This window comes from Bradyrhizobium prioriisuperbiae, assembly GCF_032397745.1.
GTDB lineage: Bacteria > Pseudomonadota > Alphaproteobacteria > Rhizobiales > Xanthobacteraceae > Bradyrhizobium_A > Bradyrhizobium_A prioriisuperbiae.
In genome coordinates this window covers 4,433,088-4,459,134 of sequence record NZ_CP135921.1, presented here as the reverse complement: position 1 = coordinate 4,459,134, position 26,047 = coordinate 4,433,088, and the positions used below count along the sequence as shown (strand labels likewise).

Sequence of the window (26,047 nt, the reverse complement as noted above, 5' to 3'; positions counted from 1 at the left end):
GGCCGGGAGCCACAACGAAGGAGTTGAGCGCCACGCTCGGAAGGTCTCCATGTCCGCGACAACCGGCAGACCAGCACGTGAATCAGCAGTCACTCAAATCCCTCGCATAACGCCGGAAGCCGGGCGCGCCGGTCAGGACCTCGAAGTCCGGATGGCGTTTCTCTCTTCGGCGAAACGAAAGCCCGCGCGGGCGTAGCTGCGTTCGGCCGCATCGTTGCCGATATAGAACGTGATCTGCGCGCGCTTGTAACCGTTGCGCGCGCCGGCCGCCAGCGCATGCGCAAGCAGCGCCGCCATCAGTCCGCGGCCGCGGTAGCCGGATCTGGTCGCGACGTGCTCGACGATCCAGTCATCATCCTCGCCGCGCATCCAGCAGTTGCGGGCATAGGCGCCGCGCTGGCCAAACGCCCCCCGTTCCTCCGCGTCGAAGCCGAGCGCGACCATCGCGTCATCAACCGCAGCGCGCGCGGCCGCGATCGTGCCGTCGACCGGCAACGCGCAGAGCGCGGCGGCGCACACGCCGTCCACCTCTGCGACAACAAAATGAGCGACATGCCACCAGGAGCGGATCGGCGACAGCACGACCTGGCGCACGAAGGTGAGGCTATCCGGCTCGCCGCGATCCAGCGCGATATCGAACCAGCCGCGTGGCCGATGTCCGCGCTGGGCGGCAAGAATGGTCCAGGCGATGAAGTCGGCATCCTCCGCGGACGCCTGTCGGATCACAGTCCCCACGATGGCTCCCTATCCCTGTCGAACCAGCCGGACCGGCAACCTACCCGCAAAATGCCCGGGATCAAAACTCAACGGATTAAATTCAACGACTTCACAAGGCTTGCCCGCTTCGCGACTTCAGCCACGCAGGGGCGATGCCGAGAACTCATGCGTCATCGCCTGGTAACACTCGCAGCTTCGCGCCTCGAGACCCGCCCGATCCAGGATCCTGATGATGCCCCGCGAGTAGCTGATCACGCCTTCGGCCTGCAGCTTTCCCGCCACGTCGGTGACTGAGGTGCGGCGCACGCCGAGCATCTGCGACAACAGCTCCTGGGTCAGCGCCATGACGTCGCTCTCGGCGCGGTCGGCGGTCTGCAGCAGCCAGCGGCAGAAGCGCGCGTCGACCTGGTGCAGCGCGTTGCAAGCGGCGGTGATCCGCGCCTGAGTCAGCAGCTGTTCATTGTAGCCATAGCAGAGCTCGCGCAACACCGCGCTGGCCGCGACCGCCTTCCTGAATTGCGATGCGGGAATCCGCGCGAGCGTGGTCGGCAACTGCACCACCACCTTTACCCGCGACACATAGAGCCCGAGGCCGGCCATGGCACCGACGGCGCCTTCGCGGCCGACGGTCGCGGTTTCGATGGCGCGGCCATCACCCATCAGCACCAACAGCGACAGCATTCCGCTGACCGGGAAAAAGACCGTGTCGACCTCGTCGCCGGGCGCCAGTAACTGGATGCCCCGCTCCAGCGCGACCAAGCTCAGGTGTTTCTGAATCGCATTGAAATCCGCGCTTGGCAGCGAAGCCAGCAGCCCGTTGTTGAGTGGCTTCGATGGTGACGAATTCACAACGATCCTCGCCCTGCCATCAGGTTGGCTCGCAGCAAACACGCAGTGCGCAAAAGCACGCCGTGACAGGACCTGCCAATCTAGAGAGGCGGCCCCGTCGTGTCGGCCCGAAACCGTTCATACGCGTGGACTTGGCCGGACGGCAGCCGATGGCAGATCCGCCGGTGTTTCGCAGCTAACGCGTCCGGACAGATCACGGCGACATTGTCCGCCCATAGAAATTTATGTCAATAACCGGACACAGCGGATGGCGGTTGCCCGGCATGAGCCTCTCCGGCTGCCATATCGCCGTCGCCAACTGCCGCAGCGTCGAGGCATCCCGCGTCCGGAAACCTACCGACACATGTTCGATTGCACTTGAATTCGCGCCATCTTTGCTGCGAAATTCCAACCGCGGTCGTCGGGCGTATCGTGGAACATCGATGTGACGGGGTGATCGGACCGAGCAGCCGGGCGCCGGAGCGGCTTCGATCACCCCTTGACGGCGTCACATTCGTTGCATGCCGAGATCGAAGCTAGCACCCAAGCCTGATACAGAGCCCAGCACCTGCGGGATAGGCACAATGACCGACGAATCCGCGAAAGTATCGCTCACCGTGATCCCCGGCGGATCGACTGAAGTCCGTATGCTCGACCCGGCACTCACGACGGAAAGCCTCGACCTGATGCAGGCCTTCTGCAAGATTACCTCCGCCGACGACCGGCAGAAGGTGATCGAGCTCGCCATCCTCCTCGCCAAGCCGGATTAGCGGCGCTCCGTCAGATGTGACCACGACGCCGACACGATCTCCATCCCAGCTGCACGCCATCGACATCCGTATTAACGCGTAATTCGCAAATCCGGCATCGTGTCATGTCCCCGGGATCGCGATGCCACGACCAGACCATTGCCAATGTCCGGCATCCGACTTAACGGCGCGTCACGCCGCCGCCAGCACCCGGTTCTGATAGACACTGAGATGCGTATAGGCCGTCGCCAGCAGCGGCGTTGCGAACCCGGCGCTGCGCCCGCGGACCAGGAGGTCACCAATAATCTGTTCGACCTCGATCGGGCTGCCCTTCTGCAAATCCCGATACATCGACGAGGTCTGCGGCGATCCCTTGGTGGTCAGCAGCGTGCGGGTCGCCGCGAGAAATCCGTCGCCCGGTGCGACGCCAACGGCGCGAACCACCGCCACCACTTCGTCGAGAAAGCGCAGCACGAAGTCCGCCCCGCCGGGTGCGACCTCGATCTCGCCGATGGTGCCGCGCATCAGGCAGGTGACCCCGCCGAGTGTCGCAAGCAATACCCATTTCTCCCACATCTCGCGCGCGATGGTGGCCGATAGCCGCGCATCGAAACCCGCACCTTGCATGAACGCATCGATGCGATGGGTGCGCGGCGACTCCGTGCCGTCCATTTCGCCATAAGCGATATCCTGCAGCTTGTTCAGCTGAACGATGCGGCCGTCATCATCGACCAGGGTCGCCACCTTGCAGACGCAGCCAACCAGGGCCTTTGCACCGAACCGCGCGGTGAGGATATCGACATGCTTCATGCCGTTGAGCACCGGCAGGATCATGGTGTCGGGCCCGACCGCCGGCGCCATGTCCTCGAGCGCCGCCTGCAGCGAGAATGCTTTTACGGTGAGCAGCACCGCATCATAGGTCCCGCGGATCTCGCCTGCGGTGACCAGTTGCGGCCGCTCCAGCGTGACGTCGCCATGCGGGCTGATCAACTGCAGACCATTTCGCCGCAATCGCTCGGCCCGTCCGGGCCGCACCAGGAAGGTCACGTCACGGCCGGCCTGGGCCAGCCGGCCACCGAAGTATCCACCGGTCGAGCCGGCGCCGACCACGAGCAATCGCATTGTCAAACTCCTGTCGTGACTATTTCGGCGCCTACTGCATCACGCCGCCGTGACGTTCTCCGCATCGACCTTCGCCAGAGCGGAAAACACCGCTTCACTGTCGCGCCCGAGGACCGATCGCATCCTGGCCTGCGCCTTCGCCCACAGCGGCAGCGCCTTGTCCAGCGCGGTCCGCCCCTTGGATGTCAACAGCACCAGCTTGCTTCGCTCGTCGTCGCCCCCGGAGAAGCGCACCAGGCCTTGCCGCTGCAACACTTTCAAGTTGCGGCCGAGCGAAGAACGATCGAGTTCGACGATGCGTGCCAGTTCGCTGATGCTCGGCTTGCCCGCATGGGACAGCCGGCGCAGCACCCGGAACATGGTGATCTTCAGGCCGGACGGCTCCAGCGCGCGATCGTAGATTTCGGTGGCCGCGTGGGCCATCCGCCGCAGCGACGCGCAGAAGCAGGCATCTTGATCCATCATATTGCGGGTATATACCCGCTTATCGATGGAGGTCAAATGCAACACATGCATGGAAGCGTTGCGCGATGTTTTTCCGGATCTGACTGTCCACGGATCAACACTTCGACCAACTTCGAAGCATTGGCGACACCGTGCGCGTTAGCTTGCGTCCTCTTCACGATATCAGCAATGGGAGCAACGATGCGCGATAATACCGAGGCGGAGATTCGTCACATCTACGAGCGCTGGCACGATACCGTGGTGAACCGCGATCTCGATGGCCTAATGGCGCTCTACGCACAAGACGCCGTGTTTGAAACGCCGTTGATACTCGCCACGCTGCGCGACCGCAGCGAAGGCGTCCTGCACGGCAACGCCGCGATCCGCGCGTTCTTCGCCGTGGGCCTGAACAAACCGAGCAACGGTCTCGGCCGCTGGTACCGCACCGGCACGTTTTTCGCCAACGGCCGGCAACTGACCTGGGAATATCCCCGCGCCACACCGCAGGGCGATCAGGTCGACCTCGTCGAGGTGATGGATATCGTCGACGGCCTGATCGCTCACCATCGCGTTTATTGGGGATGGGTCGGGTTCAAGGCGCTGGCGGCAAGCTACGCATAAACCACTATGTGAGCTATTTTACCGGCCTGTTCGCGTTGCATTTGGCGCCGCATGATTGGGCGCAGTGCGATTTGGCCAGATGTCAAAACTTGGCAACTGTATAAAACGCGAAGCCGCGCGTGCCTGTGCATCTCTCAAACATGAGTTGCATGAGAGACATGCGCGCTCTTCGCAATACGCGATGGGGATGTGGTCGCGACACAACGGATTCTCCCTTGTTTTAGCCGCAAAGTTCGCCGATGAGACATAAGCCGCGCATTCCGCTGGTGAATTTTTTGCACCTGTTGTTGATGAATTTTAATGACTGACGTGACGCCTGAATTGCTTCGCCTGGTCGACCAGGTCTATCAGTCCGCCGCCGACCCACAGTTCTGGGACACGGCGCTCGACAACATGATGATGCACTTTCGCGGCGAGCATGCGCTGCTGTTTTCGACCGACACCTCGCAACCGGGCCCGGGCCCGCTCAAGGCCAGTGCCGGCCTCGATACACAAGGCGTAGCGCGGTTCGCCTCGTCGACGACCGCACCGCTGTGGCATGAGTGGGTCGAGATGCTGCCGCAAGGCAAGGTGGTGTCATCGGCGGAAATGATCGCCGACCGCGATCTCGAACGCAGCGAGATTTACAATGAACTGGTGAGGCCGGCGAACGGCTTCTATGCGATGTCGGTCCAACACGTTCAGACCAGCGCACCATTCCATCTCATCACCTGCCGGCGGCGCCATGTCGGCGCCTTCGCCCCCAATGAGGTCCGCCTGATGGAAGCGATGATTCCCCACGTCGCCACCGCGATCGACCTGCAGAATCGCATCAGCGATGCCGAACGCCGCGCCGACGGTTTGGCGAGCGTGATCGAAAGGATGGCCGACGGCGCCATCGTGCTCGACGACGCGCAACAGCCGCTGATCCTCAACGCACGCGCCATGGAGATCCTGGATCAGAACGACGGGCTGTCGCTGGGACGTTGCGGCCTGCGCGCGGCAACCGCGGCACTGACCGAGAAATTACAGGACGCCCTCTCCGTAGTCGGCACGTCGGCCATCAGCGACGGCAAGCGGATGCACCTGCCGCGGCCGTCGGCCCGGCTGCCGCTTTTGCTGCACATCGCACCGATCTGGCGGCTGCACACCTCCGAGCCGGGATTGCGGACACCGCGCACCGTCGTCTTCATCCGCGAGCCGGACGCCGTGCTCAAGATCGATGCCGCGGCGCTCAGTGACGTCTTCCGCCTGACACCGCGCGAGAGCGAGATCGCCGCGCTGGTGGCGGGCGGCACCAATGTCGATGGTATCGCCGAGCGTTTCGATCTCACCACCGGCACCGTGCGCTTCAACCTCAAGCGCATCTTCGACAAGACCGGCGTTCGCACCCAGGCCGCGCTGGGCGCCCTGGTGCGGAATTTTTCCCTGGGCGAGATGTAGTCAGCGAAGGCTGATTGCGCTTATTCGACTGACATATTCTCAATGTATTCGCTACGCATTGCTCAAGCATTCCTGGCCATCAACCCGCCATCCACCGGAATGATCGCGCCGGTCAGGAACGAGGCCGCCGGCAGGCAGAGACTCAGCGTCATGTGCGCGACCTCTTCCGGGTCGCCGTAGCGCCCCAGCGCGGTGCGCCGCTTGGCATAGATCGCCTTGTGCTCGTCGCTGATCCGCGCGGTCATGCCGGTGGTGATCGGCCCCGGGCAGATGCAGTTCACCGTGATGCCCTCGCGCCCCAGCTCCACCGCGAGCGAACGCGTCAGCCCGACCACGCCGGCCTTGGCCGCGGAATACGGGCTGTGCAGCGCGGTGGCGCCGAGCGCCTCGGTCGACGCGATGTTGACGATACGCGGGTGCCTCGCCTTGCGCAGATGAGGCAGCGCGGCGCGGATGATGCGCGGATGCGCCGTTAGGAGAAGCGCGATGCTCCGCTGCCACAGCGCATCATAGCCGTCGCCATCGATCGGCGAGGTGCCGGAGACGCCGGCATTGTTGATCACAATGTCGAGGCCGCCGAATTTGTCCGCGATCTCACCAACCACGCGGCTGATGGCGTCGCCGTCAGCCACATCGAGCGCCCACGCCGTAGCGTGGTCGCCCCGGGCGCGGATATCGGCGGCCACCCGCTCCGCATCCGCCAGTGCCAGGTCGGTCACCGCCACCACCGCGCCCTCTGCTGCGAACACCCGCGCCGTGGCGCGGCCCATGCCGCTGGCGGCGCCCGTAACCAGCACGCGCGATCCCGCAACCGAACGGCTCAGCTGCTTGAAGTCCGACGTGGCATCCGACATGTGGCTGTCCTTCCCTGCACTGCTTTTCATTGAACGGGCTCATTGCAGGTATTCCGCGAAACGGGATACCGGCCAAACCTGCACTGTTGATCGCACGCATTGTCCGGGAGCAAACTGGATCAGGTCAATCGCCTTGTGCAGCATCCAGACGAACAAGAAATGATCAGGGACGGACAGCGATGAACGAACTGAATTTTGCCGGCAAAACCGCACTCGTGGTCGGCGGCTCGAGCGGGATCGGCAACGGCATCGCGCAGGCGTTCCGCGCCAGGGGCGCGAGCGTACATGTGTCCGGCACCCGCGCCACGGCGCGGGACTATTCGCCCGACGATGGCAGCAACCTCGATGGCCTGCACTACAGCCAGTTGGACGTCGGCTATCCCCGCGCAATCGACGCCTTCCAGCCCGCTTTCGACCGGCTGGATGTCCTGGTGCTGGCGCAGGGTGCCGTGCTCTACAAGCGCGCCGAATTCGAGATGCCGGGCTTCCGCAAGGTACTCGAGGTCAACCTGATGAGCCTGATGGCCTGCGGCGGCAAGTTCCATGACATGCTGAAGGCGAGCGGAGGCACGCTGATTATCGTCTCGTCCACGGCGGCCTATCATTCCACCAAAGGCAATCCCGCCTACAACGCCTCGAAGACCGGTGCGATGGGACTGACGCGGACACTGGGGCAGGCCTGGGCCGAAGACGGCATCCGCGTCAACGGCATCGCGCCCGGCCTGGTCGATACCAAGATGACCAGGGTGACGACGGCCAATCCGAAGCGGCTGGAAGCCGCTGTGGAGAAGATTCCATTGAAACGGCTTGGCACGCCGGCGGATATGGCCGGTGCGGCACTGTTTCTGGCGTCGCCGCTGGCCTCCTACATCGTCGGACAGACGCTGGTCGTCGACGGCGGGCTTATCTTGTGACCGACGTCGCCGGCCGGAACGCCACCGCCAGCCACGCCGCCGCGGCAAAAGCAATGCCCGCCGCTGCGAGCGAGAGATACAGCGCGCCAGCCTCGCCAAAGCGGTCGATTACCGATGCATAGATCAGGGGCGCTGCGGCGGAGACGACGAAGCTTGGCGCCAGCAGACGGCCGACCAGCGAGCCGTAGACGCGATGATCGAACAGCACCAATGGCAGCGTGCCGCGGGTGATGGTGACGATGCCGTTGGTGGCACCGTAGACGAAGGCGAACGCCAGCGCGGCGATCCCGACGGTGCCGCTGAACAAGCCGGCGATAAAGGCAAACGGCAGCAGGCTGCAGGCGGCGAGATTGAGCAGCAGCGGCGGTACTCGTCGCCCGAACAGGATTTCGCTGAGACGCGATGCGGATTGGCCAATGCCGCGCAAGGCGCCGATCCACACCGACGTGGTGGCGGCAACTCCCAACCCGGTCAGGATCGCGATCATGTGCGACGACATCCCGGCATTGAGGAAATTGGTCAGCATCGCGATCACGGCATATAGCGCCCCGGCCAGCAGCCGCGCACGCGGCGTTTGTGCCAGAGGCACGTGCTGTGGTCCCGCGTCATGCGCGACACCGTCCGCATAGCGGCCGCGCGGAATCGCCAGATGCAGCGGAATTGTGAGCAGCGCGAACCCAGCATAGGCGAAAACAGCGCCGCGCCAGCCGGCATGTTCGGCGATCAAATGGCCGAGCGGCCAGAACACCGTGGAGGCAAGGCCGCCCGGCAGCGTAATCTGCGACATGGCGCGGCGCGCCTGCGGTCCGCCGAGCCGCGCCAGAGCCGCGAACGCCGCCTCATAAAGCGTCAGCCGCATCGCCAGCCCGAGCACGATCCAGGCCACGAAATACAGCACCGGGCCACGGCACAATGCGAGCGTGATACAACCGATGGCGTTGAGCAGCGTGCCTGCGATCATCACGCTGCGACCGCCATGGCGATCGATCAGCGATCCCACCAGCGGCGAACTCAGGCCCATCACCAGCAGCGCCACCGAGAAACCGCCATAGATCAGCCCGCGCGAGAAGCCGAGATCGGCCGACATCGCCTCGCCGAATCCGCCGATCAGGTAATAGGAAATGCCCCACGAGATGAGCTGCGCAAGGCCGAGGCAGAAGACGGTGCGGGAGGGGATCGGCATTCAGACTTTCAGGTTCGGACGCCCACGGGATTGGCATCCGGCGATGTCGTATCGCCCTCGCCGAGCGGTCGGATCATCAGCATCGTATCGACCCAGCGCCCGAGTTTGAAGCCCACCGATGTCAGCGTACCCACCGGCTGAAAACCGAGCTTACGGTGCAGTGCGATGGACGCTGCGTTGCCGCTGTTGCCGATGACAGCGACCATCTGCCGCCACGGGCCCTGCTCGCAACGCCTGATCAGTTCGGCAAGCAGCGCGGCACCAAGACCGCGGCCGCCGAGCCCGTCGGCAAGGTAAACTGAATTCTCCACCGAGAAACGATAGGCCGGGCGCGGCCGATAGGCACTGGCGTAGGCATAACCCACCACCCGTTCCTCGATCTGCGCGACCAGGTATGGCAGTCCGAGCGCCAGCACCGCAGCCCGGCGCGACACCATCTCATCCACCGTCGGCGGCACTTCCTCGAAGGTGGCGAGGCCGTGCAGCACGTGATCGGAATAGATTGCGGCCACGTCCGTCATGTCGGTGACGGTGGCATCGCGCACCACGACGGCGGAGCGCGGCAGCTTCGGATCGGAGCCCCGCGCAAGCGTCATGGTGTCAGATCGCGTCGGCCGCGCAATGCTTCCGTGCGGCTGACGCCGACATCGGCGCGCAGCCGGGAATCCAGCCGGCGCAGCGCCGCGCGCTGGCGCAGCTGCGAATGCGGCGAACCGGTGATGATCAATCCGAGCTCGATGCTCCAGTCGATGATGGCGTCGAAGCAGCGCTCCGTGAGAGCTCCATAGGGTGGGCGTGACATTGTCTTTAACCTGTCGATCCGTGTTTTCAACCAGCTCCGAAGCCAATGTGCACCCATCCAAGACATAAAAGAAGCTTTGATAAATTATACGGAGTATGAGATTTTCTTATCAATTCGGCTCGGTGCCCCATGATGCCGACACGATCCGGAATGCATCGCCCGCCTGAGGGAGAATCCATGCGCTCATTTCGCCAGGACGTGCAAATCGCGGCGCCTCATGCGCCCGGACTCAACCTCGATCAACTGCGCAGCTTCCGCAACGTGATCGAGCTGGGATCGTTCTCCGCCGCGGCCGAGCGCGCGAACCTGTCGCAGCCAGCGATCAGCCTCCAGGTGCGGGCGCTGGAGCAGCGCCTCGGCGTCAAGCTGATCGAGCGCGTCGGGCGGCGGGCGAAGCCCACGGTCGCGGGCTCCGAACTGCTGGATCATGCCGTGCGGATCGAGGCCGCGGTCGCGGCGACGCACGATGCCATGGCGCGGCACGCCACCGGCGCGATGGGACGGGTGCGGCTCGGCACCGGCGCCACCGCCTGCATCTTCCTGTTGCCGTCGATCCTGCGCGAGCTGCGCCGGCGGTTTCCAACCCTCGAGATTTCGGTCGGCACCGGCAACACCATCGATGTGGTGAAGGCGGTGGAGGACAATACCCTCGACATCGGCCTCGTGACGCTACCGGCCTCGGGCCGTGCGCTCGAAATCACCCCGGTGCTGGATGACGATTTCATGCTGATCGCCCCACCGAACACACAGCTGCCCGCACGGGTGAGCCCATCGACGCTCGCCGCGTTGCCGGTGCTGCTGCCGGGCGGCAACACCCGCCGCCTGGTGGAGAACTGGTTCGCCTCGAGCGGCGTGGCGCTGCGCCCGGCGATGACGCTGGCAAGCGTCGAAGCCATCAAGGAGCTGGTTGCCGCCGGCCTCGGCTGTGCGGTGGTTCCGGGCATGGCGCTACGCCGGGACGGCGGCGCCCGCAGCGCCGCCGTGAAATCGCTGGTGATTCGCCCGCTGTCGCCGAAGCTCTCCCGCACGCTCGCCGTCGTCATCCGCCGCGACAAGCCGCTGCATCGCGGCCTGAAGGAAACCGTGCAGGTGCTGAAGGGATTGGCGAAGAACTGAAGTGGCGCCCCTACTCCGCCGCGACCGGATAATCGGTATAACCCGCCTCCTCGCCGCCATAGAACGTTGCGCGGTTGTAGGGCGTGAATGGGATCTTGCGCTGGATGCGCCGCGGCAGATCCGGATTGGAAATGAAGAAGCGGCCGAATGCGATGGCGTCGGCATGGCCTTCGGCAACAGCAGCTTCGGCAGAGTCCGCGGTGAAGCCCCCGGCGGTGACCAGCACGCCGCGCCATTTCGGCCGGAACAACTCCATCGCCGAGGGCACGTTGGTGTGATTGACCTCGGCCCGGCCCGCGCCGCTTGAGCGCGGCTCAAGCAGATGCAGATAGGCGAGGCCCAGCGGATCGAGCGCGCCGACCGCATAGTCATAAAGCGGCATCGGCTCGGCCTCGCCGCTACCGTTGGCGACACCATAAGGCGACAGCCGCACGCCGACGCGATCGGCACCCCACACCTCGATCGCCGCATTGGTGACCTCCAGCAGGAAACGGGTGCGGTTGGCGATCGAGCCGCCATATTGGTCAGTACGCAGATTGGTATGGGACTGCAGGAACTGCTCGACCAAGTAGCCATTGGCACCATGAATCTCGACACCGTCGAAGCCGGCTGCAAGCGCATTGCGCGCACCTTGCCGGAAGGCCTCGACCACGCCGGGGATCTCAGCGGTTTCCAGCGCGCGCGGCGTCTCGTAGCGCTGCGGCGTGCTGGATGCCGGCGTCATGGTAACGCCGTCGATGGCGACCGCCGAGGGCGCCACCGGCAGCACGCCGCCCGGCTGCAGCGAAGAGTGCGAGACACGCCCGACGTGCCACAGTTGCAAAAAGATGAGGCCGCCCTCGGCATGCACCGCATCGGTGACCTTGCGCCAGCCGGCGATCTGCTCCTCCGAATAGATACCGGGCGTCGCCGGATTGCCGCGTCCGGTCGCCGCCACCGGGGAAGCCTCGGCAATGATCAGGCCGCCTCGGCTGGCCCGTTGCCGATAGTATTCGGCGTTGAGCGGGCGTGGCGCGAAACTCGCCTGCTCCGCCCGCATCCGAGTCAACGGCGCCATCAGGACGCGATGCGCCAGCCGATAAGGCCCGATCTGCAGCGGTGAAAACAGCGACGATGTCGGCATGGAGGCTCCAAGGGCAATTAAGGCATAATTGAAGGAAGCTCTGAAAGGACGGCGGCAGGCTATCCCGCCGCTCCCACTCGGTTCAACCACCGCAATCGATGGCGCCTGTCATGGCTGCCTTGCAGACGCACCCTTCGGGCTTCCGGCTCGGCTGCTAGCATGATTTGCTGCAATTCCGGACACAGGCGGGGGTTTTCATGATCGACCACATCTCCATTGCCGTGCGCGACCTCGCGGCAAGCGCGGCGTTCTATCAGCATGTGCTGGAGCCACTGGGTTACAGCCGCCTGGTGGAGCGGCCCGCGACCATCGGTTTCGGCCAGAAATATCCCGAGGTCTGGCTCAACGCCCGGCCCGCGATGCGTCCGCTTGACGACGACACCGGCGCGCATGTCTGCCTGCGGGCCAAGACCACCGAAGCCGTACAGGACTTTCATGCCCGCGCCCTTGCCAGTGGCGGCCGCGACGACGGTGCACCCGGCCTGCGGCAGGCCACCATGGTGATGTATTATGCAGCCTTCATCCGCGATCCCGACGGCAACAAGATCGAGGTGATGACCGTGCCGTCACCAACGCCGCCGTGAGCAGCGATGACGCGACGACAGCTTCCATGAGAATGGAATTCACGCAGGCGCATTATCCTTACTCCATCATTGCCGATCAGCGCGAATTCGGGAGCACAATTGCAGCGCCATGCCACATTCCCGCACGCGCGGCATTCGAACGGTCTCATAAACCTTTGGGTAACCGACATTGCTAACGATAACTCCATCTGTGCCACGTATTTACTTACCCCCAAGGGTGGGGCGATGGCGTTGCAACTCGTCGAACGCAGCATGGAGCATGATCGCGGCCGGACAACGTCCGGCGACAGCGATACGGTCGACGCCAGAGCAACCGGCTGGCGCAGCCCCGTCCGCTGGCTTTTGATCTGCGGCGCACTGCTGATCGCGGCGATCGCGGTCGGCACCGCGATGACAATCGGTCATTCCCGCGACCGGGCGCTGGCGAGCACGGCGCGCGAACTCAATAACACCATCCTGCTGCTGGCGCGCCACTTCGATCTGCAATTCCAGGACATCCAGGCCATGCAGGGGGACATCGTCGCCCATCTGCCTGTCAGCACTGTCATCTCACCGGAAGCGTTTCGCGATGCAATTTCCGGCGAAGATACTCACCAGATGCTCACAACGCGGATTGGCAGCACACTGGATACCAACGGCATCAACATTTACGACGCCAACGGAATAATGGTCAACTCGTCGACGGTCTGGCCGATACGGCCGATCAGCATCGCCGACCGCGCCTACTTCAAGGCCTTCAAGTCCGGCAGTGCGCCGATGCCCACCCAGCTTGAGCTGGTGCAGAGCCGTCTCTCCGGCAGCTGGGCGATCATCGCCTCGCGGCGGATCCTCGGACCCAACGGTGAGTTTCTCGGCGTGGTGACGCGCGGCATCGCTCCCGAAATGATCGAGCAGTTCTTCAGCTCGGTCATACTGGCGGAAGGCTCCGCGATCTCCATGTTTCATCGCGATGGCACTTTGCTTGCGCGGCATCCCCACGTCGAAGCGATGGTCGGCAAAAACCTTGCGAACGGCCCGCTGCTGACCCTCGCGCGGAAGAACGGCGGCTCCGGAACGCTGCGGTTCAAAAGTCCGGTCGACCATCAGGATCGCCTTGGCACCGTGCGCCACCTCGGCGGCACACCGCTCACGCTCATCGCCACCGCCACGGTGGAGGCAGCGCTGTCCGACTGGCGCGCCCAGACCCGGCTTCTGATCGCGGCGGCCGGACTTTCGGCGCTGGTGATCGCCTCGATGCTGTATCTGATCGTGCGGCAGATGTCGCGGCAGCATCGGGCCTCGCAGCGCCGGCTGGGGCAGCAAAAGCGCCATCTCGACACCGCGCTCAACAACATGAAGCACGGCCTCTTGCTGTTCGACCGATCGCAGCGGCTGGTGGTGTTCAATCAGCGCTATATCGACATGTTCAACCTGTCGCCCGACGTGGTGAAGCCGGGCTGCATGTTGCGGGATCTGATCGAGCATCGCAGAGAGCGCGGATCTTTCCCAGGCGACGTCGACGACTACTGCATGAATTTCATGCGCATGGTGGCGAAGGGCGAGGTCACGCAATCGCTGTTCGAGCCGGGCGACGGACGCATCATCCAGTTCCAGTACCAGCCGCTCGACGATGGCGGGTGGGTGACCACACTGGAAGACATCACCGAACGCCGCCGCGCCGAGGAAAAGATCGCTCATCTCGCGCACTACGATGCGCTGACCGACCTGCCGAACCGGGTGCTGCTGCATGAGCGGCTGGAGCAGGAATTCGGGAGCGTCGAAGGCGGCGGCCAGTTCGCCGTGCTTTATCTCGACATCGATGAATTCAAGAGCATCAACGATTCGCTGGGGCACCCCGTCGGCGATGCCCTGCTGAAGGAAATCGCGGCACGGCTGCGCGGCTGCCTGCGCGACGAGGATTTCGTCGCCCGGCTCGGCGGCGACGAATTCGCCGTGGTGCAGACCGGTGTGCGGCACCAGCGCGACGTCGTCGACATGGTGACCCGTATCCAGGAGACGATCCGCAGGCCATGCGAATGCCTGGGTCACCGCATCTCAACCGACGCCTCGATCGGCATCGCACTGGCACCGCGCGACGGCGCCGATCTCGACCAGTTGCTCAAGCATGCGGATCTCGCGATGTACGGCGCCAAGGCCGACGGCCGGCGCACCTGGCGTTTCTTCGAGCCGCAGATGGACGCGCGGGTGAAGGCACGCCAGGAGATGGAGCAGGACTTGCGCCAGATCGTGGGCAGCCGCGACTTCGAGGGCGGCGGCTTCGAAATTCATTACCAGCCGCTGCTCGACCTCGCCCGCAACACCGTGACCGGCTGCGAGGCGCTGCTGCGCTGGCGCCATCCCGAGCGCGGCATGGTCTCGCCGGCCGAATTCATTCCCGTGGCCGAAGAAACCGGTCTGATCATCGCGCTCGGCGAATGGGTGCTCATGACCGCCTGCACCGAGGCTGCGCGCTGGCCTGACGGCGTTCGGCTCGCCGTCAACGTCTCTCCGGTGCAGTTCCGCAGCCACACTCTGGCGCTCAATGTCGCGACGGCGCTGTCATCCTCCGGACTCTCGCCGAGCCGGCTGGAGCTGGAAATCACCGAAGCAGTGCTGATCCGCGACGACGATACGGCGCTTGCCATCCTGCATCATCTGCGCGCCATCGGCGTGCGCATCGCGCTGGACGATTTCGGCACCGGCTATTCGTCACTCTCCTATCTGCAGCGCTTCCCGTTCGACAAGATCAAGATCGACCGCTCGTTCGTCAGTGCCATCGGCGACGCCGCTGGATCGTCCTCGATCGTGCAGGCCGTGGTAAACATCGCCGCCGCCCGCAACATGACCACGGTGGCGGAAGGTGTGGAGACCGACCGCCAGCGCGAACTGCTGCGCACGCTCGGCTGCACCGAGATGCAGGGTTTTTTGTTCTCCGCCGCGAGGCCGGCCTGCGAGATCCGGCAGTTGCTGATAGATGCGGATCGCAGCGCGCCTTCGCGCACCGTGTCTGCGGCGTGAGGACTTAAGGCGCGACGTTGTCAGGCGAAGATTCTTAATTTTGTTCCGGCCAATTGCCGGGCTTTCGGCTCGCCATAGCCGAGCTGACTATTGCGGCTTGCGGCGGAAGAATTTCAACAAACCCGCCCCAGCCACCGCGGCGCCGACCGCGAACAGTTTGCCGAACTTGAGCACCACGCCGGCCATCAGTGCGAACAAGCCGAGCTTCTTCGCGGCCACGCCGCCGACCAGCGCCATCAGACCATATTCGGCAATCCGATCGGTCGTGGGGCTGAAGTCCTCGTAGCGTTTGCCGACATCGTAGGAAAGATCGGCGAGTAATTCGTGCGCGACATGTTTTTCGCCGGCGATCCGCTCCGAACCGGACAACAGATTGAGGCTGAAATAGCCGTCACGTCCGAGCGCATAGGTATTGTAGTTGATCGCCTTCGGCGCGGTGTCCGCTTCGCCCTTGTCCTTGGCGAGCAGCGACCACACCAGCCGGTGGCTGGCAGCATCATAGGCCGGCGGCTCCACCCAACCGATCACCTGCATCTCGGGAAAGCCGCGCGCGACGCGATCCTTGTTGGCCTCCTCCGCCCCGTCCTTGAGATTCTTCAACAGTTCGTCGGCATTCCAGTTCTTGGCATCGTCGTCCTTGATGTAGCCATCCTTGACGTGGCGGATCACCACGATCCAGTTATCGTTCTGTCGGGTGCCGACCACGAGGCCGACGAAGCTCGCCTCATTGACCACATTGCCCATCGCCCGCAGCACGCGCGCACCCTCGGCCTTGGGCACAAAGAAATAATCCACCGGCAGCTTAAGCGTGGCCTGATCGATCAAGGTGATATCGGCGGGGCCGGCCTTGCCACCCTTCTCGGCGGCTTGCCAAGCGGCCTGCATTTCCGCCTTGCGCGCGGCCTCGCTCGGCGGCGCGGGCTGGGCCGACGCCGGCGACGATGCGACCACAGACATCAGCAACGCAACGGCGGCCATCATGCTCCGGGAAAGCAAGTCTCTCAGCAGGAGCGCCTGCATCGCCGATCTCCATGAAAATTCGCCAGCACGACAGCGCGATGGCATCGATATGAAATTGCAGCGATCACAAAATGCACGCAGCACTATGCAGAGCGTGCGGGCAATGGCAATGGGCTTCGCGACCATCGCTGAGAATGAATCCGACGGCACGATCCGGAACGTGATCGTCGTGGTGACAACATCAACAAAAACCCCGGCGCGAAGGCCGAGGTTTTGCTGTCAACTCCGAGATGTTCGGTCTCGGTTGTCCTGCTCAGTACTTCGCCACCACCGGCGAATTGAAGTGATAGTTCAAGCCGGTGCGGAAGATGTGTTCCTGGGCACGGGTGCTGAAGGTGGTATTGAAGATCGGATGCACGATCGTGTCCGTGCTTCGGCCGAGGTCGACATAGAGATACTCGGTCTTGGAGGTCCAGTTGCGGCCGAACAGGCCGAAGAACTCGAACGGCGATTCCAGGCCGGCACCGACCGTCCAGCCGGTGCGGGTGTTCGAGAACGAGCTGTCTGCGGGCACGCCCGCGGCAATGGTCAGGATGTTGGTCTTGACGCTGCCGTAAGCGAAGCCGCCGGTGGCATAGAACAGCGAGGAGCCGACCGAATAGCCGAGCCGGCCGCGCACGGTCCCGAACCAATGCATTTTCTGATCGATGGCGAAGGTGACGAAGCCCGGCGCGCAGGGCGCGGCACAGACCTTGTTGTCCTTCTGCGACGAGCCCTGGATGTCCGCTTCAAGACCATACACCCAGTTCGCCGCCTGCCAGTTGTAGCCGAGCTGGACGCCGCCGAAATAGCCGTCCGGACTGACGAAGGTGCGCTGCTGGGACGGAGGCACCGAAGGAATGCCGAAGGTCGTTGCATTGCGCGCGGTGGCGGAGCCGCCATTGCCGCCGATGTACCAGCCGGCCCAGTTCGCCACCGGCTCAGGCGCATAGATGCCGGTGCCGCCGATACGATAGTTCAGGCCGACGCGGAAGATGTGTTCGCGAATCTCGGAGGAGAACGCCGAAGGAATCCCCTGAAGCGTCAGCGCGCCGGTCTGGGTGCCGAGATCGAGATACAGATATTCGATCTTGCCGGTCCAGTTGCCGCCAAGCGCCGCCTCGATGCCGGAACCTACCGTCCAGCCAGTGCGGTTTTCCCGGAAACTCGTGACGGTCACCGGATTGGCAAAAGACGTGAAACTGGTCTCGACATTGCCAAAAGCAAAACCGCCGGTGACGTAGCTCAGCACCGGACCGGTGGCGAGGCCGATGCGGCCGCGCGCAGTGCCGAACCAATCGAGCTTCTGGGAATACTGCAATCCGAAACCGGGTGCGCAGAACAGGCCGCAGGTGCGATCGCTGGAGAGCCCTGCCCCCTGGATATCGGCTTCAAGACCGAACACCACATTGCCGAGGCCGAAATTGCCCGCCTGCCAGTTGTAGCCGATCTGGCCGCCGCCCACAGCGCCAAGCGCGCCGATGCGCATCCGCTCTGCGATGCCGGTCGCGCTGTTGAATGTCGTGAGGTCGCGGCCAAAGCCGAAGCCGGCGTTTACACCGGCGTAGAAGCCGGTCCAGTTGTAGGCCTGCACCACCAGCGGCGGCGCCTTGGTGTAGACCCGGGCCGGAAGATCAGCGGCCAACGCGGCGCCGGATCCGCCGGCGGTTGCGATAAAAACAGCTGCGACAACAAGCTTTTTCACCAGCATCCCCCCAATGGCACCCCAGAAATATTGCGTAACGATACGTCGTTCGGCCCGTCTCGTCTGTACCGCGCAGGCCACAGTCGGGCGCAAACCACCGTGCGGCAGACGCCCTGGCCATACGTAAAAACCCCGGCACGAGGCCGGGGTTTTTCAGCCAGTTCGCTGAGATGTTCGGTCTCAGGATTGCTCAGTACTTCGCCACCACCGGCGAGTTGAAGTAGTAGTTCAGGCCGGTGCGGAAAATGTGTTCCTGCGCACGCGAGGTAAACGTCTGGCTGCCACCGAAGAAGCCGGGCGTCGCGACGGTTCCCGTTGTGCGTCCCAGATCGACATAGAGATATTCGGTCTTCGAGGTCCAGTTCTTGCCGAACAGGCCGAAGAACTCGAACGGCGATTCGAGGCCGGCGCCAACCGTCCAGCCTGTCCGAGTCTGCGAGATCGAAGTCGAGACCGACGGCACATCGAGGAAGGTGAAGTTGGTCTTCACATTGCCATAGGCGAAACCGCCCGTGGCATAGAACAGCGAGGAGCCGACGGAATAACCGAGGCGACCGCGGGCCGTCCCGAACCACTGCATCTTCTGGTCGACGGCACCGCCGAGACCGTTGGTCGGGCAGCCGAACAGGCAGACCTTGTCGTCCTTCTGCGACGAGCCCTGGAAGTCGGTTTCCAAACCGAACACCCAGTTCGCGGCCTGCCAGTTGTAGCCGATCTGGGCGCCGCCGAAGTAACCGTCGGGACTCAGCACGGTACGCTCGCGTACCGTCGGATCGGAGGCCGGAATCACCGAGGTCGGGTTGCGCGCGGTCGCGGAGCCGCCGTTGCCGCCGACATACCAGCCCGCCCAGTTGCGCACCGGCTCCGGCGCATAAACGCCGGTGCCACCGATGCGGTAGTTCAGGCCGACGCGGAAGATGTGCTCGCGGATCTCCGACGAGAATGACGAGGTCGGAAGGGTCGCCAGCAGTGGCGCGCCGTTCTGGGTGCCGAGGTCGAGGTAGAGATATTCGATCTTGCCGGTCCAGTTGCCGCCGAGCGCCGCTTCGATACCAGAGCCGATGGTCCAGCCGGTGCGGGTCTCCTTGAAGCTCGACGAGCCGACCAGCGGACGGCTGAATCCGGTTTCGACGCTGCCGTAGGCAAAACCGCCGGTGACATAGCTCAGCACCGGACCGGTGGCGACGCCGATGCGGCCGCGCGCCGTGCCAAACCAGTCGAGCTTCTGCGAATAGGTGGTGCCGGAGGTCGGACCACAGAAATTGTTGACGCCGCAAGTGCGATCGCTCTCGATACCCGCCCCCTGGATGTCGGTCTCGACGCCGAGCACCACATTGCCCAAGCCGAAATCGCCGAACTGCCAGTTGTAGCCAATCTGGCCGCCACCGAGACCGCCCAGCGCTCCAATGCGGCTTTGCTCGTTGAGGACGCCATTGCGCGCCGTGGTCAAATCGCGGCCGAAGCCGAAGCCGGCATTCACGCCGGCGTAAAAGCCAGTCCAGTTGTAGGCCTGCACCACCATGGGCGGGGCTTTCCGGTAAACCTTGGCAGGCATATCAGCGGCGTGCGCCGAACCTACCCCTGCGATCAGCGCGGCACCCGCGACACCCGTCAGGAAAGCTGCAATCTTCATGTCAAAACCCCCGCCAATATGCAGAAACATTACATCGATCAGGGGTGCGACGATGTAACCCACCGGCCACAGGATTGAAGTTTCAGACTGAACGCCAAATCGCGCGCAATCCTCAACCACGGCCGGCCAAACAAAAACCCCGGCGCACGGCCGGGGTTTTGTCTTCGGATAAAGCCCTGTCGAAGCTTAGTATTTCGCCACCACCGGGGAGTTGAAGTGATAGTTCAGGCCGGTGCGGAGCATGTGCTCCTGCGCGTGGGTGGTGAAGGTGAGACCCGGAACCGCGGACACCGAGTCGGTCGACTTGCCGAGGTCGACGAACAGGTATTCGGTCTTCGAGGTCCAGTTCTTGCCGAACCAGCCGAACAGATCGAACGGCGATTCGATGCCGCCGCCCACCGCGTAGCCGACCTTGGTGTGCGAGAACGACTCGTCGATCGGGATGCCCGGGCCGTTGGCACCGGAGAGCTGGGTCTTCACGTTGCCATAGGCGAGACCGCCGGTGGCATAGAACAGCGAGGAGCCAACCGAATAGCCGAGCCGGCCGCGAACGGTGCCGAACCACTCCATTTTCTGGTTGAATGCGATCAATGTCGACGTGGCCACGTCGCAGCTGTTCAGGCAGGCGAAGTTATCCTTGAGCGAACCGCCCTGGATGTCGGCTTCGAGGCCCCAGACCCAGTTCGCCGCCTGCCAGTTGTAGCCGATCTGGGCGCCGCCGAAGTAGCCGTCCGGGCTCAGGTTGAACTTCTCGTTGACCGCGCCATCCTGCAGGGAGCTCTTGTTGAGCGCGGTGGCGCCGCCGCCGTTGCCGCCGATGTAGAAGCCGGTCCAGTTCGCCACCGGTTCCGGTGCATAGACGCCGGTGCCGCCGAAGCGATAGTTCAGGCCGGCGCGGAAGATGTGCTCGCGGATCTCGGACGAGTAGGTATACGGCACGGCGGTGTTGATGCCGCTCTGGGTGCCGAGATCAACATAGAGATACTCGACCTTGCCGGTCCAGTTGCCGCCGAGCGCCGCTTCGACGCCGGAGCCGATGGTCCAGCCGGTGCGGGTGCTGCTGAAGGTGGACGGAGCGGTGAGCCCGCTCAGGTCAGTGATGGTGGTCTTGACGTTGCCGTAAGCGAAACCGCCGGTGAAGTAGCTGAACACCGGACCGCTGGCGATACCGACGCGGCCGCGCGCGGTGCCGAACCAGTCGAGCTTCTGGTTGATCGCGGCCCCGGCACCGGGGGCGCAGAAATAGTAGCAGGTGCGGTTGTCCTGAAGGTCGGCACCCTGGATGTCGGCTTCAACGCCGAACACGATGTTGCCGAGACCGAGGAAGTTGCCGGTCTGCAGATTGTAGCCGATCTGGGCGCCACCGAGGGCACCGAGGCCGCCGAGGCGCGAGTGCTCGTCACCAAGGCCGGGCACGGCCAGATCGGTCTTGCTGCGGCCAAAACCGACGCCGGCGTTCACACCGGCGTAGAAGCCGGTCCAGTTGTAGGCCTGCACCAGCATCGGCGGCGCCTTGGTGTAGACGCGGGCCGGCAGATCGGCGGCGGAAGCGGCGCCAGCGCCTGCGACAAGGGCAGTGCCCAGCGCGAGGGCGGCGGAGCCGAGGGCAACAACTTTCATGGAACTCTCCGGGAGACAGCAGGACTGCAGAATCTTTCTGCCATGGACATTACCTGAAGACATCTGCCAGAGCTGTGTCCCGCAGGTCACAGCCAGGACATTTCGACAAGCGCAAGTATTGATATCTCTTAAGAATTTTGAAGATTTTGCGCGGAAAGAGACATGCACCAAGGAAGCGGCGGGCCCCTCCAAAACCGGCCAGTTCGAACCGGTCAGCCATGTCGGCGATGTTTCCAAACACCAGTCGGCCATGTCCCCGAACGCTCGAGCCGGGCATTCCGAAGGCCCCGCGTCGACCTACTTCTTTCCGGCCGTCTGCGCCGCCACGAAGTAGAAGTCCTGCCGGCCCGAGACCGAGCCGTAGCTGAACGGCTGCTGCCGCCGTCCGGTGATATCCATGACGTCGTCACGCACCACATCGAACATCCGGCGCACTTCGAGGCCCGGGACTTGCACGTTCTTGATGAACGCAGTGGCAAATGGGCTGTTGCCACTGACATCGCCGTCCAGCGCGGTCTCGCCGTGCTTGGCGGCATAGACCACCAGCGTGCCGCGCTCCGGCTCGACCGAGGCAAGCCCGCGGCCGATTGCCCGTGTCGTTGCGCTCAGCGTGCGGCGCATCTGGCTCGCGAACGGATTGTCGCGGCAGGCATCGAGCACCACGATGCGCAGCTTCTTCGCACCTTCCACCGCACTCAGCACGGACTCCAGCGGCACCGCCTCGAAGCCGATGTCACGGTCAGCCGAGAGTTTCGCATCCACCGGAACGAGATAATTGGCGCCGCCGAGCTCGATGCCGTGGCCGGCGTAATACACCAGCGCCCAGTCGGCCTCGTCGGCGAGCTGCGCGAATGCGCGCAAGGCCTCGGTGAGTTTGTCCCTGGGCAGATCGGTCTCCAGGGTCACGGTGGCGAACCCGACGCGACGCAGCGCGTCGGCGACACCAGCCGCATCGCGCGCCGGATTCGGCAACCGCGGCGCGTTGCGATAGGCCGAATTGCCGATCACCAGCGCGACACGCCGTTCCGCCACGGCGGGCGATGGCCCCCGCGTCGACGTCTGCTGCGATTGCGCACGCAGTCGCGCCTGTACGGCCTCGCGGCCGGCTTGCGCATTGGCATCGTTCGGCGACAGCGCCAGCGCCTTGTCGAAATCGGCCATGGCGCGGTTGAGCGCGCCGGTTCGGGTCAGAATACGGCCACGATCGATCAGATAGCGCGCGCCGTCCGGCTCCAGGGTCGCGGCCTTGTCGAGATCGCGCAGCGCGAGCGCGAGCTGGCCGCCCGCTTCATAGGCCTGGGCGCGATGCCAGTATGTCTGCGCGTCGTCCTCGTAATAGTCGATCGCCCTGGAATAATCGGCGACCGCGAGCGGCATCTGCCCCTGCACGCGCAATGCCTCGCCGCGATGATAGAGCACGGAGGCGGCCAGGATCCTGCTCACCGAGTCCGGCGTCTCCTTGTCGAGCAGCGAGCCGGAGGTGAGCTGCCCCGCGGTCGCGATCAGCTTCACCGCCTGGTCGTAGTTCGACATCGCCGCTTCAGGCTGGCCTTTCAACCCCAGCAGATCGCCACGGGTCAAATAGGCGCGAATCCGCTCGCGCAAAAGCACGCTCTTGCCGGCGAGTTGCGCATCGCACGCCGCGAGCGCCGCATCGATATCCTCGGCGGTGTAGGCTTCCGGATCGCAATATTGCGACGGCTGGTCCTGTGCCCGCACAGGCACGGCAACGCAGACCAGCGCAACCACGAGGCTCGTCATCAGTCGCGCAACGCTGTGCATTGCGGACCACATGCGATCGAACGACATGCTTGCGGAATACGGAATTTGCAAGGGGTAAACCGGTTGGGATCGGGCCTGACCGATCAGATAAATAAGGTGTTTTTCCGCAGAAAAAAGCCCCGCAACGGGTGGCACATGGCAATCATGATGCAGAGCCCGCACGACTTGATCCGCAGTGTCGCAAGTTGAAGTTGCGACACTGTCCACGCGGCCGGCAAGAGTGTGCAGCGCCATCTGCAATTTCGCCACACCAATACAGAACCGTCCGCGCCAGGATTTTCAAGCCCGTGTTTTGATCATCTATCATTTGAGAGCGGATTCATGTTGATGGCCATCATCGATCTCGCCAACCTGCTGCTGGTGTCCCTCGTCGTCGATTTCGCCGACCTGTTGCTCGCAGCCCTCCTGGTCGGCTCCATCTTCGGGGTCTGGCTGAGCCACAATCCCACAGGACTCGATGCCGCGACCTATATCGCACAACAACAGAGTGTCGTTCGCAGCATGCGGGTGACGATGCCGCGGCTCGGCGCGCTGACCGTGCTGGTCACGCTGGTGGCCACCCTGCTCGCCTATGAGGACCGAACCCGGGTGGTCACGCTTGCGATCGCCGCCGCCTGCTTCATGGCAACCGGCCTGATCACCCGCTTCCTCAGCCAGCCGATCAACACAGAGATGTTGGGCTGGTCAAAGGACGCGCCGCCGGAGAACTGGACCGAATTGCGCAACAGCTGGTGGCGCTGGCATGTGGTACGGCTGCGGCTCGGCCTTGTCGCATTGTGCCTGGTGATCGCCGCCGCGCTGGAGCGCACCGCGGCGTAACTGCGCAAAACCGCCGCAGCGTTTTCACGACAACGTGCAGGCTCTCGCATGGACGCTGGGTGCGGTTTTTGCTCTGCTGACTGACATTATTGGAGAGCCTTCATGACGTTCCCTGTCGCTTTGCGGGCGCTCGCGCTTCCGCTGTTCGTGCTGGTCGCGCTGCCGCAAGTCACGCCACGCGAGGCCGCGGCACAGGAACGCGCCGGAGGCGCCAGGCCGAAGGTGAATGCCGCAAGCGAAGCGGCCAAGGAAACAGCCAAGGAAGCGGCTAAGGCCGGTGCGACCAAGTCGGATGCCGCCAAACCCGACGCGGCAAAGTCAGATGCTGCAACGCCCGACGGTCCAAAATCCGCTGACGACGCATCAGTCGCCGGAAAACCTGAAGGCAAGCCCGGCGCGCGGACAGACAATGCAGGCACGAGCGCCGGCGTGCTGGCGCTGCTGCCGGCCGATTCCGTCACCGAACACACCGCCGACATCGACGGCCGTCCCCTCGCCTACACGGCGACCGCGGGCACGCTCAATCTCTACGGACAGAGCGGCGAGCGCACGGCAGCGATCTTCTACACCGCGTATGTCGCGAAAGGCGCCGATAAAACCGCATCCGCCGGCCGCCCGGTGACCTTCGTGTTCAATGGCGGGCCCGGCGCGGCCTCGGCCTATCTGCATCTCGGCCTGGTCGGCCCGAAAATTCTCGACTTCGGCCCGAGCGGTCGCGACGGCGCCAACGCCAAACTCGTCGACAATCCGCAGAGCTGGCTCGGCTTCACCGATCTCGTGATGATCGATCCGATCGGCACCGGCTGGAGCCGCACCGCGAAGGCCGACGATGCCGCGAACTTCTACGGCGTGCGCCCCGATGCCTCCGCGATGGCCAAGGCGATCGCACTCTATGTCGCCCACAACAATCGCGCCGGCTCGCCAAAATATCTGCTCGGCGAAAGTTATGGCGGATTTCGCGCGGCGAAGACCGCCGACGCGCTGCGCCAGGAACAGGGCCTGATCGTCGCCGGCATCGTCATGGTGTCGCCGCTGCTGGAAGGGCGGCTGATCTTCGGCGCCAGCCGCTATCCGCTCGGCGCCGCGCTGCAACTGCCCTCGCTGGTGGCGACCGAGCTCGAGCGACGCAATGCTTTCAGCCGCGAGGCGATGGCCGAGGCCGACCGCTTCGCGATGACCGAGTACATGACCACGCTGGCCGGAGCTGCCCCGACCGGCGAGGCGGCGGCCGCCTTCTACGCCCGTGTCGCGCAAATGACGGGCCTGCCGCTCGACGTGGTGACGCGCAGCCGCGGCTTCGTGCGCGACGCGTATCTGAAGCAATTGCGCGAGAGCGACCAGGCGGTGGTCAGTCGTTATGACGCGACGCTGGTGGCACCCGATCCCTATCCGGAATCGCTGTCGGACCGTGGCCCCGATCCGGTGCTCGACGGCTTCACCCGCGCCTATGGGGGTGCGTTTGCCGCCTACGCGCGCGACCAACTCGGCTTCAAGACCGAGATGACTTACCAGTTGCTGGCCACCGACGTGAACGGCAAGTGGAAATGGGACAACGGCGGCGGCAGCTCGCGTAACCAGGCAAGCGTCAGCGATGACATTCGCGAATTGCTGGCCCTGGAGCCGTCATTTCGGCTGATGATCACGCAGGGCTACAGCGACCTGATCACGCCCTATGGCGTCAGCCGCTATGTCGTCGACCATTTGCCGCCATCGCTCGCCGCCGGACGCGTCGCGCTGAAGCTCTATCGCGGCGGCCACATGCATTACACGGTTCGTCCCTCTCGCCTCGCCTTCACGGCAGACGCCAAGGCGTTTTATGCCGCCGCCACGGGATGGGATGCGAAGCAGACGGACTGAATGACGTCCACAGCTCGTGGCAATCATTAAATGACCGCTTGCGGATACGATCTGCAAGCCGGCGCCACAATGCTGCCTACCTTTCCAACGTTATAGTGTAACGTCGAATCGCATCCGCCAGCATCGGGGAGCCGCCGACAGACGTGGTTCGCCCGG

23 protein-coding genes are annotated in these 26,047 nt (G+C 64.1%); 9 read left to right on the top strand and 14 right to left on the bottom strand.

The genetic code is table 11. The features are described 5' to 3' along the window. Nucleotides 1-132: 132 nt before the first annotated feature. On the bottom strand, nt 133-735 hold the full coding sequence (locus RS897_RS20940; protein ID WP_315838408.1) for a GNAT family N-acetyltransferase: 603 nt from the start codon (nt 733-735) through the stop codon (nt 133-135). A gap of 117 nt (nt 736-852) precedes the next feature. Beyond that, a complete protein-coding gene (locus RS897_RS20935; RefSeq protein ID WP_315838407.1) occupies nt 853-1,566 on the bottom strand; it encodes a Crp/Fnr family transcriptional regulator in 714 nt (237 codons plus the stop codon). A gap of 563 nt (nt 1,567-2,129) precedes the next feature. Between RS897_RS20935 and RS897_RS20930 the strand changes: the two genes are divergently transcribed. After that, nucleotides 2,130-2,315 carry a hypothetical protein gene (locus RS897_RS20930; protein WP_315838406.1) on the top strand — a complete coding sequence of 62 codons (186 nt, stop codon included), beginning with the start codon at nt 2,130-2,132 and terminating at the stop codon, nt 2,313-2,315. A 171-nt stretch (nt 2,316-2,486) separates the two neighbouring features. Here RS897_RS20930 and RS897_RS20925 read toward each other — a convergent pair whose 3' ends face one another. Together RS897_RS20925 and RS897_RS20920 are read right to left on the bottom strand one after the other, a co-directional pair. Then, nucleotides 2,487-3,416 (bottom strand): ketopantoate reductase family protein, encoded by a 930-nt coding sequence (locus tag RS897_RS20925; RefSeq protein ID WP_315838405.1) that lies wholly within the window; start codon nt 3,414-3,416, stop codon nt 2,487-2,489. A gap of 39 nt (nt 3,417-3,455) precedes the next feature. Then, nucleotides 3,456-3,881, bottom strand: coding sequence for a MarR family winged helix-turn-helix transcriptional regulator (locus tag RS897_RS20920; protein ID WP_315838404.1), 426 nt, complete (start codon nt 3,879-3,881; stop codon nt 3,456-3,458). 180 nt (nt 3,882-4,061) lie between these two features. On the opposite strand from RS897_RS20920, the gene RS897_RS20915 reads away from it, so the two are divergent. After that, nucleotides 4,062-4,481: a nuclear transport factor 2 family protein gene (locus RS897_RS20915; protein ID WP_315838403.1), complete on the top strand. Its 420-nt coding sequence runs from the start codon at nt 4,062-4,064 to the stop codon at nt 4,479-4,481. A 300-nt stretch (nt 4,482-4,781) separates the two neighbouring features. Further along, entirely contained in the window at nt 4,782-5,903 is a 1,122-nt protein-coding gene (locus RS897_RS20910) for a helix-turn-helix transcriptional regulator (protein WP_315838402.1), read from the top strand. A 62-nt stretch (nt 5,904-5,965) separates the two neighbouring features. Here RS897_RS20910 and RS897_RS20905 read toward each other — a convergent pair whose 3' ends face one another. Further along, on the bottom strand, nt 5,966-6,757 hold the full coding sequence (locus RS897_RS20905) for an SDR family NAD(P)-dependent oxidoreductase (protein ID WP_315838401.1): 792 nt from the start codon (nt 6,755-6,757) through the stop codon (nt 5,966-5,968). A gap of 179 nt (nt 6,758-6,936) precedes the next feature. Between RS897_RS20905 and RS897_RS20900 the strand changes: the two genes are divergently transcribed. Continuing rightward, on the top strand, nt 6,937-7,671 hold the full coding sequence (locus RS897_RS20900) for an SDR family NAD(P)-dependent oxidoreductase (RefSeq protein WP_315838400.1): 735 nt from the start codon (nt 6,937-6,939) through the stop codon (nt 7,669-7,671). On the opposite strand, the gene RS897_RS20895 is transcribed toward RS897_RS20900, so the two are convergent. From RS897_RS20895 to RS897_RS20885, 3 genes are read right to left on the bottom strand one after another with little or no spacing between them, the layout of a single operon-like run. Beyond that, complete coding sequence (locus tag RS897_RS20895; RefSeq protein WP_315838399.1) at nt 7,661-8,854, bottom strand: MFS transporter; 1,194 nt, start codon at nt 8,852-8,854, stop codon at nt 7,661-7,663. The two genes, RS897_RS20900 and RS897_RS20895, sit on opposite strands and share 11 nt — an antisense overlap. 8 nt (nt 8,855-8,862) lie before the next feature. Continuing rightward, on the bottom strand, nt 8,863-9,450 hold the full coding sequence (locus RS897_RS20890) for a GNAT family N-acetyltransferase (RefSeq protein ID WP_315838398.1): 588 nt from the start codon (nt 9,448-9,450) through the stop codon (nt 8,863-8,865). Further along, nucleotides 9,447-9,656, bottom strand: coding sequence for a DUF1127 domain-containing protein (locus RS897_RS20885; protein ID WP_315838397.1), 210 nt, complete (start codon nt 9,654-9,656; stop codon nt 9,447-9,449). The genes RS897_RS20890 and RS897_RS20885 overlap by 4 nt, the downstream gene beginning before the upstream one ends. Before the next feature lie 177 nt (nt 9,657-9,833). Between RS897_RS20885 and RS897_RS20880 the strand changes: the two genes are divergently transcribed. Beyond that, nucleotides 9,834-10,772, top strand: a complete 939-nt coding sequence (locus tag RS897_RS20880) for a LysR family transcriptional regulator (protein WP_315838396.1) — start codon at nt 9,834-9,836, stop codon at nt 10,770-10,772. A gap of 10 nt (nt 10,773-10,782) precedes the next feature. On the opposite strand, the gene RS897_RS20875 is transcribed toward RS897_RS20880, so the two are convergent. After that, a complete protein-coding gene (locus RS897_RS20875) occupies nt 10,783-11,895 on the bottom strand; it encodes an alkene reductase (protein ID WP_315838395.1) in 1,113 nt (370 codons plus the stop codon). Between the two features lie 197 nt (nt 11,896-12,092). On the opposite strand from RS897_RS20875, the gene RS897_RS20870 reads away from it, so the two are divergent. Continuing rightward, the gene (locus tag RS897_RS20870; RefSeq protein WP_315838394.1) at nt 12,093-12,479 is read left to right on the top strand and encodes a VOC family protein; all 387 of its coding nucleotides are present in this window, start codon (nt 12,093-12,095) and stop codon (nt 12,477-12,479) included. Between the two features lie 225 nt (nt 12,480-12,704). Beyond that, nucleotides 12,705-15,476 (top strand): bifunctional diguanylate cyclase/phosphodiesterase, encoded by a 2,772-nt coding sequence (locus RS897_RS20865; RefSeq protein ID WP_315838393.1) that lies wholly within the window; start codon nt 12,705-12,707, stop codon nt 15,474-15,476. 87 nt (nt 15,477-15,563) lie between these two features. Here the strand turns inward: RS897_RS20865 and RS897_RS20860 are convergent, their stop codons facing one another. The 5 genes from RS897_RS20860 to RS897_RS20840 all read right to left on the bottom strand — a co-directional run bounded on the left by RS897_RS20860 (nt 15,564) and on the right by RS897_RS20840 (nt 23,194). Next, on the bottom strand, nt 15,564-16,496 hold the full coding sequence (locus RS897_RS20860; RefSeq protein ID WP_315838392.1) for a DUF2167 domain-containing protein: 933 nt from the start codon (nt 16,494-16,496) through the stop codon (nt 15,564-15,566). A 253-nt stretch (nt 16,497-16,749) separates the two neighbouring features. After that, nucleotides 16,750-18,186, bottom strand: coding sequence for an outer membrane protein (locus tag RS897_RS20855; protein ID WP_315838391.1), 1,437 nt, complete (start codon nt 18,184-18,186; stop codon nt 16,750-16,752). A gap of 184 nt (nt 18,187-18,370) precedes the next feature. After that, a complete protein-coding gene (locus RS897_RS20850) occupies nt 18,371-19,813 on the bottom strand; it encodes an outer membrane protein (RefSeq protein WP_315838390.1) in 1,443 nt (480 codons plus the stop codon). Nucleotides 19,814-19,999: 186 nt separating this feature from the next. After that, nucleotides 20,000-21,433, bottom strand: coding sequence for an outer membrane protein (locus RS897_RS20845; protein ID WP_315838389.1), 1,434 nt, complete (start codon nt 21,431-21,433; stop codon nt 20,000-20,002). A 297-nt stretch (nt 21,434-21,730) separates the two neighbouring features. Next, a complete protein-coding gene (locus tag RS897_RS20840; RefSeq protein ID WP_315838388.1) occupies nt 21,731-23,194 on the bottom strand; it encodes a caspase family protein in 1,464 nt (487 codons plus the stop codon). Nucleotides 23,195-23,536: 342 nt separating this feature from the next. Between RS897_RS20840 and RS897_RS20835 the strand changes: the two genes are divergently transcribed. Together RS897_RS20835 and RS897_RS20830 are read left to right on the top strand one after the other, a co-directional pair. Continuing rightward, nucleotides 23,537-24,034, top strand: coding sequence for an anthrone oxygenase family protein (locus RS897_RS20835; protein WP_315838387.1), 498 nt, complete (start codon nt 23,537-23,539; stop codon nt 24,032-24,034). A gap of 102 nt (nt 24,035-24,136) precedes the next feature. Next, nucleotides 24,137-25,891 (top strand): S10 family peptidase, encoded by a 1,755-nt coding sequence (locus tag RS897_RS20830; protein ID WP_315838386.1) that lies wholly within the window; start codon nt 24,137-24,139, stop codon nt 25,889-25,891. Nucleotides 25,892-26,047: the final 156 nt, after the last annotated feature.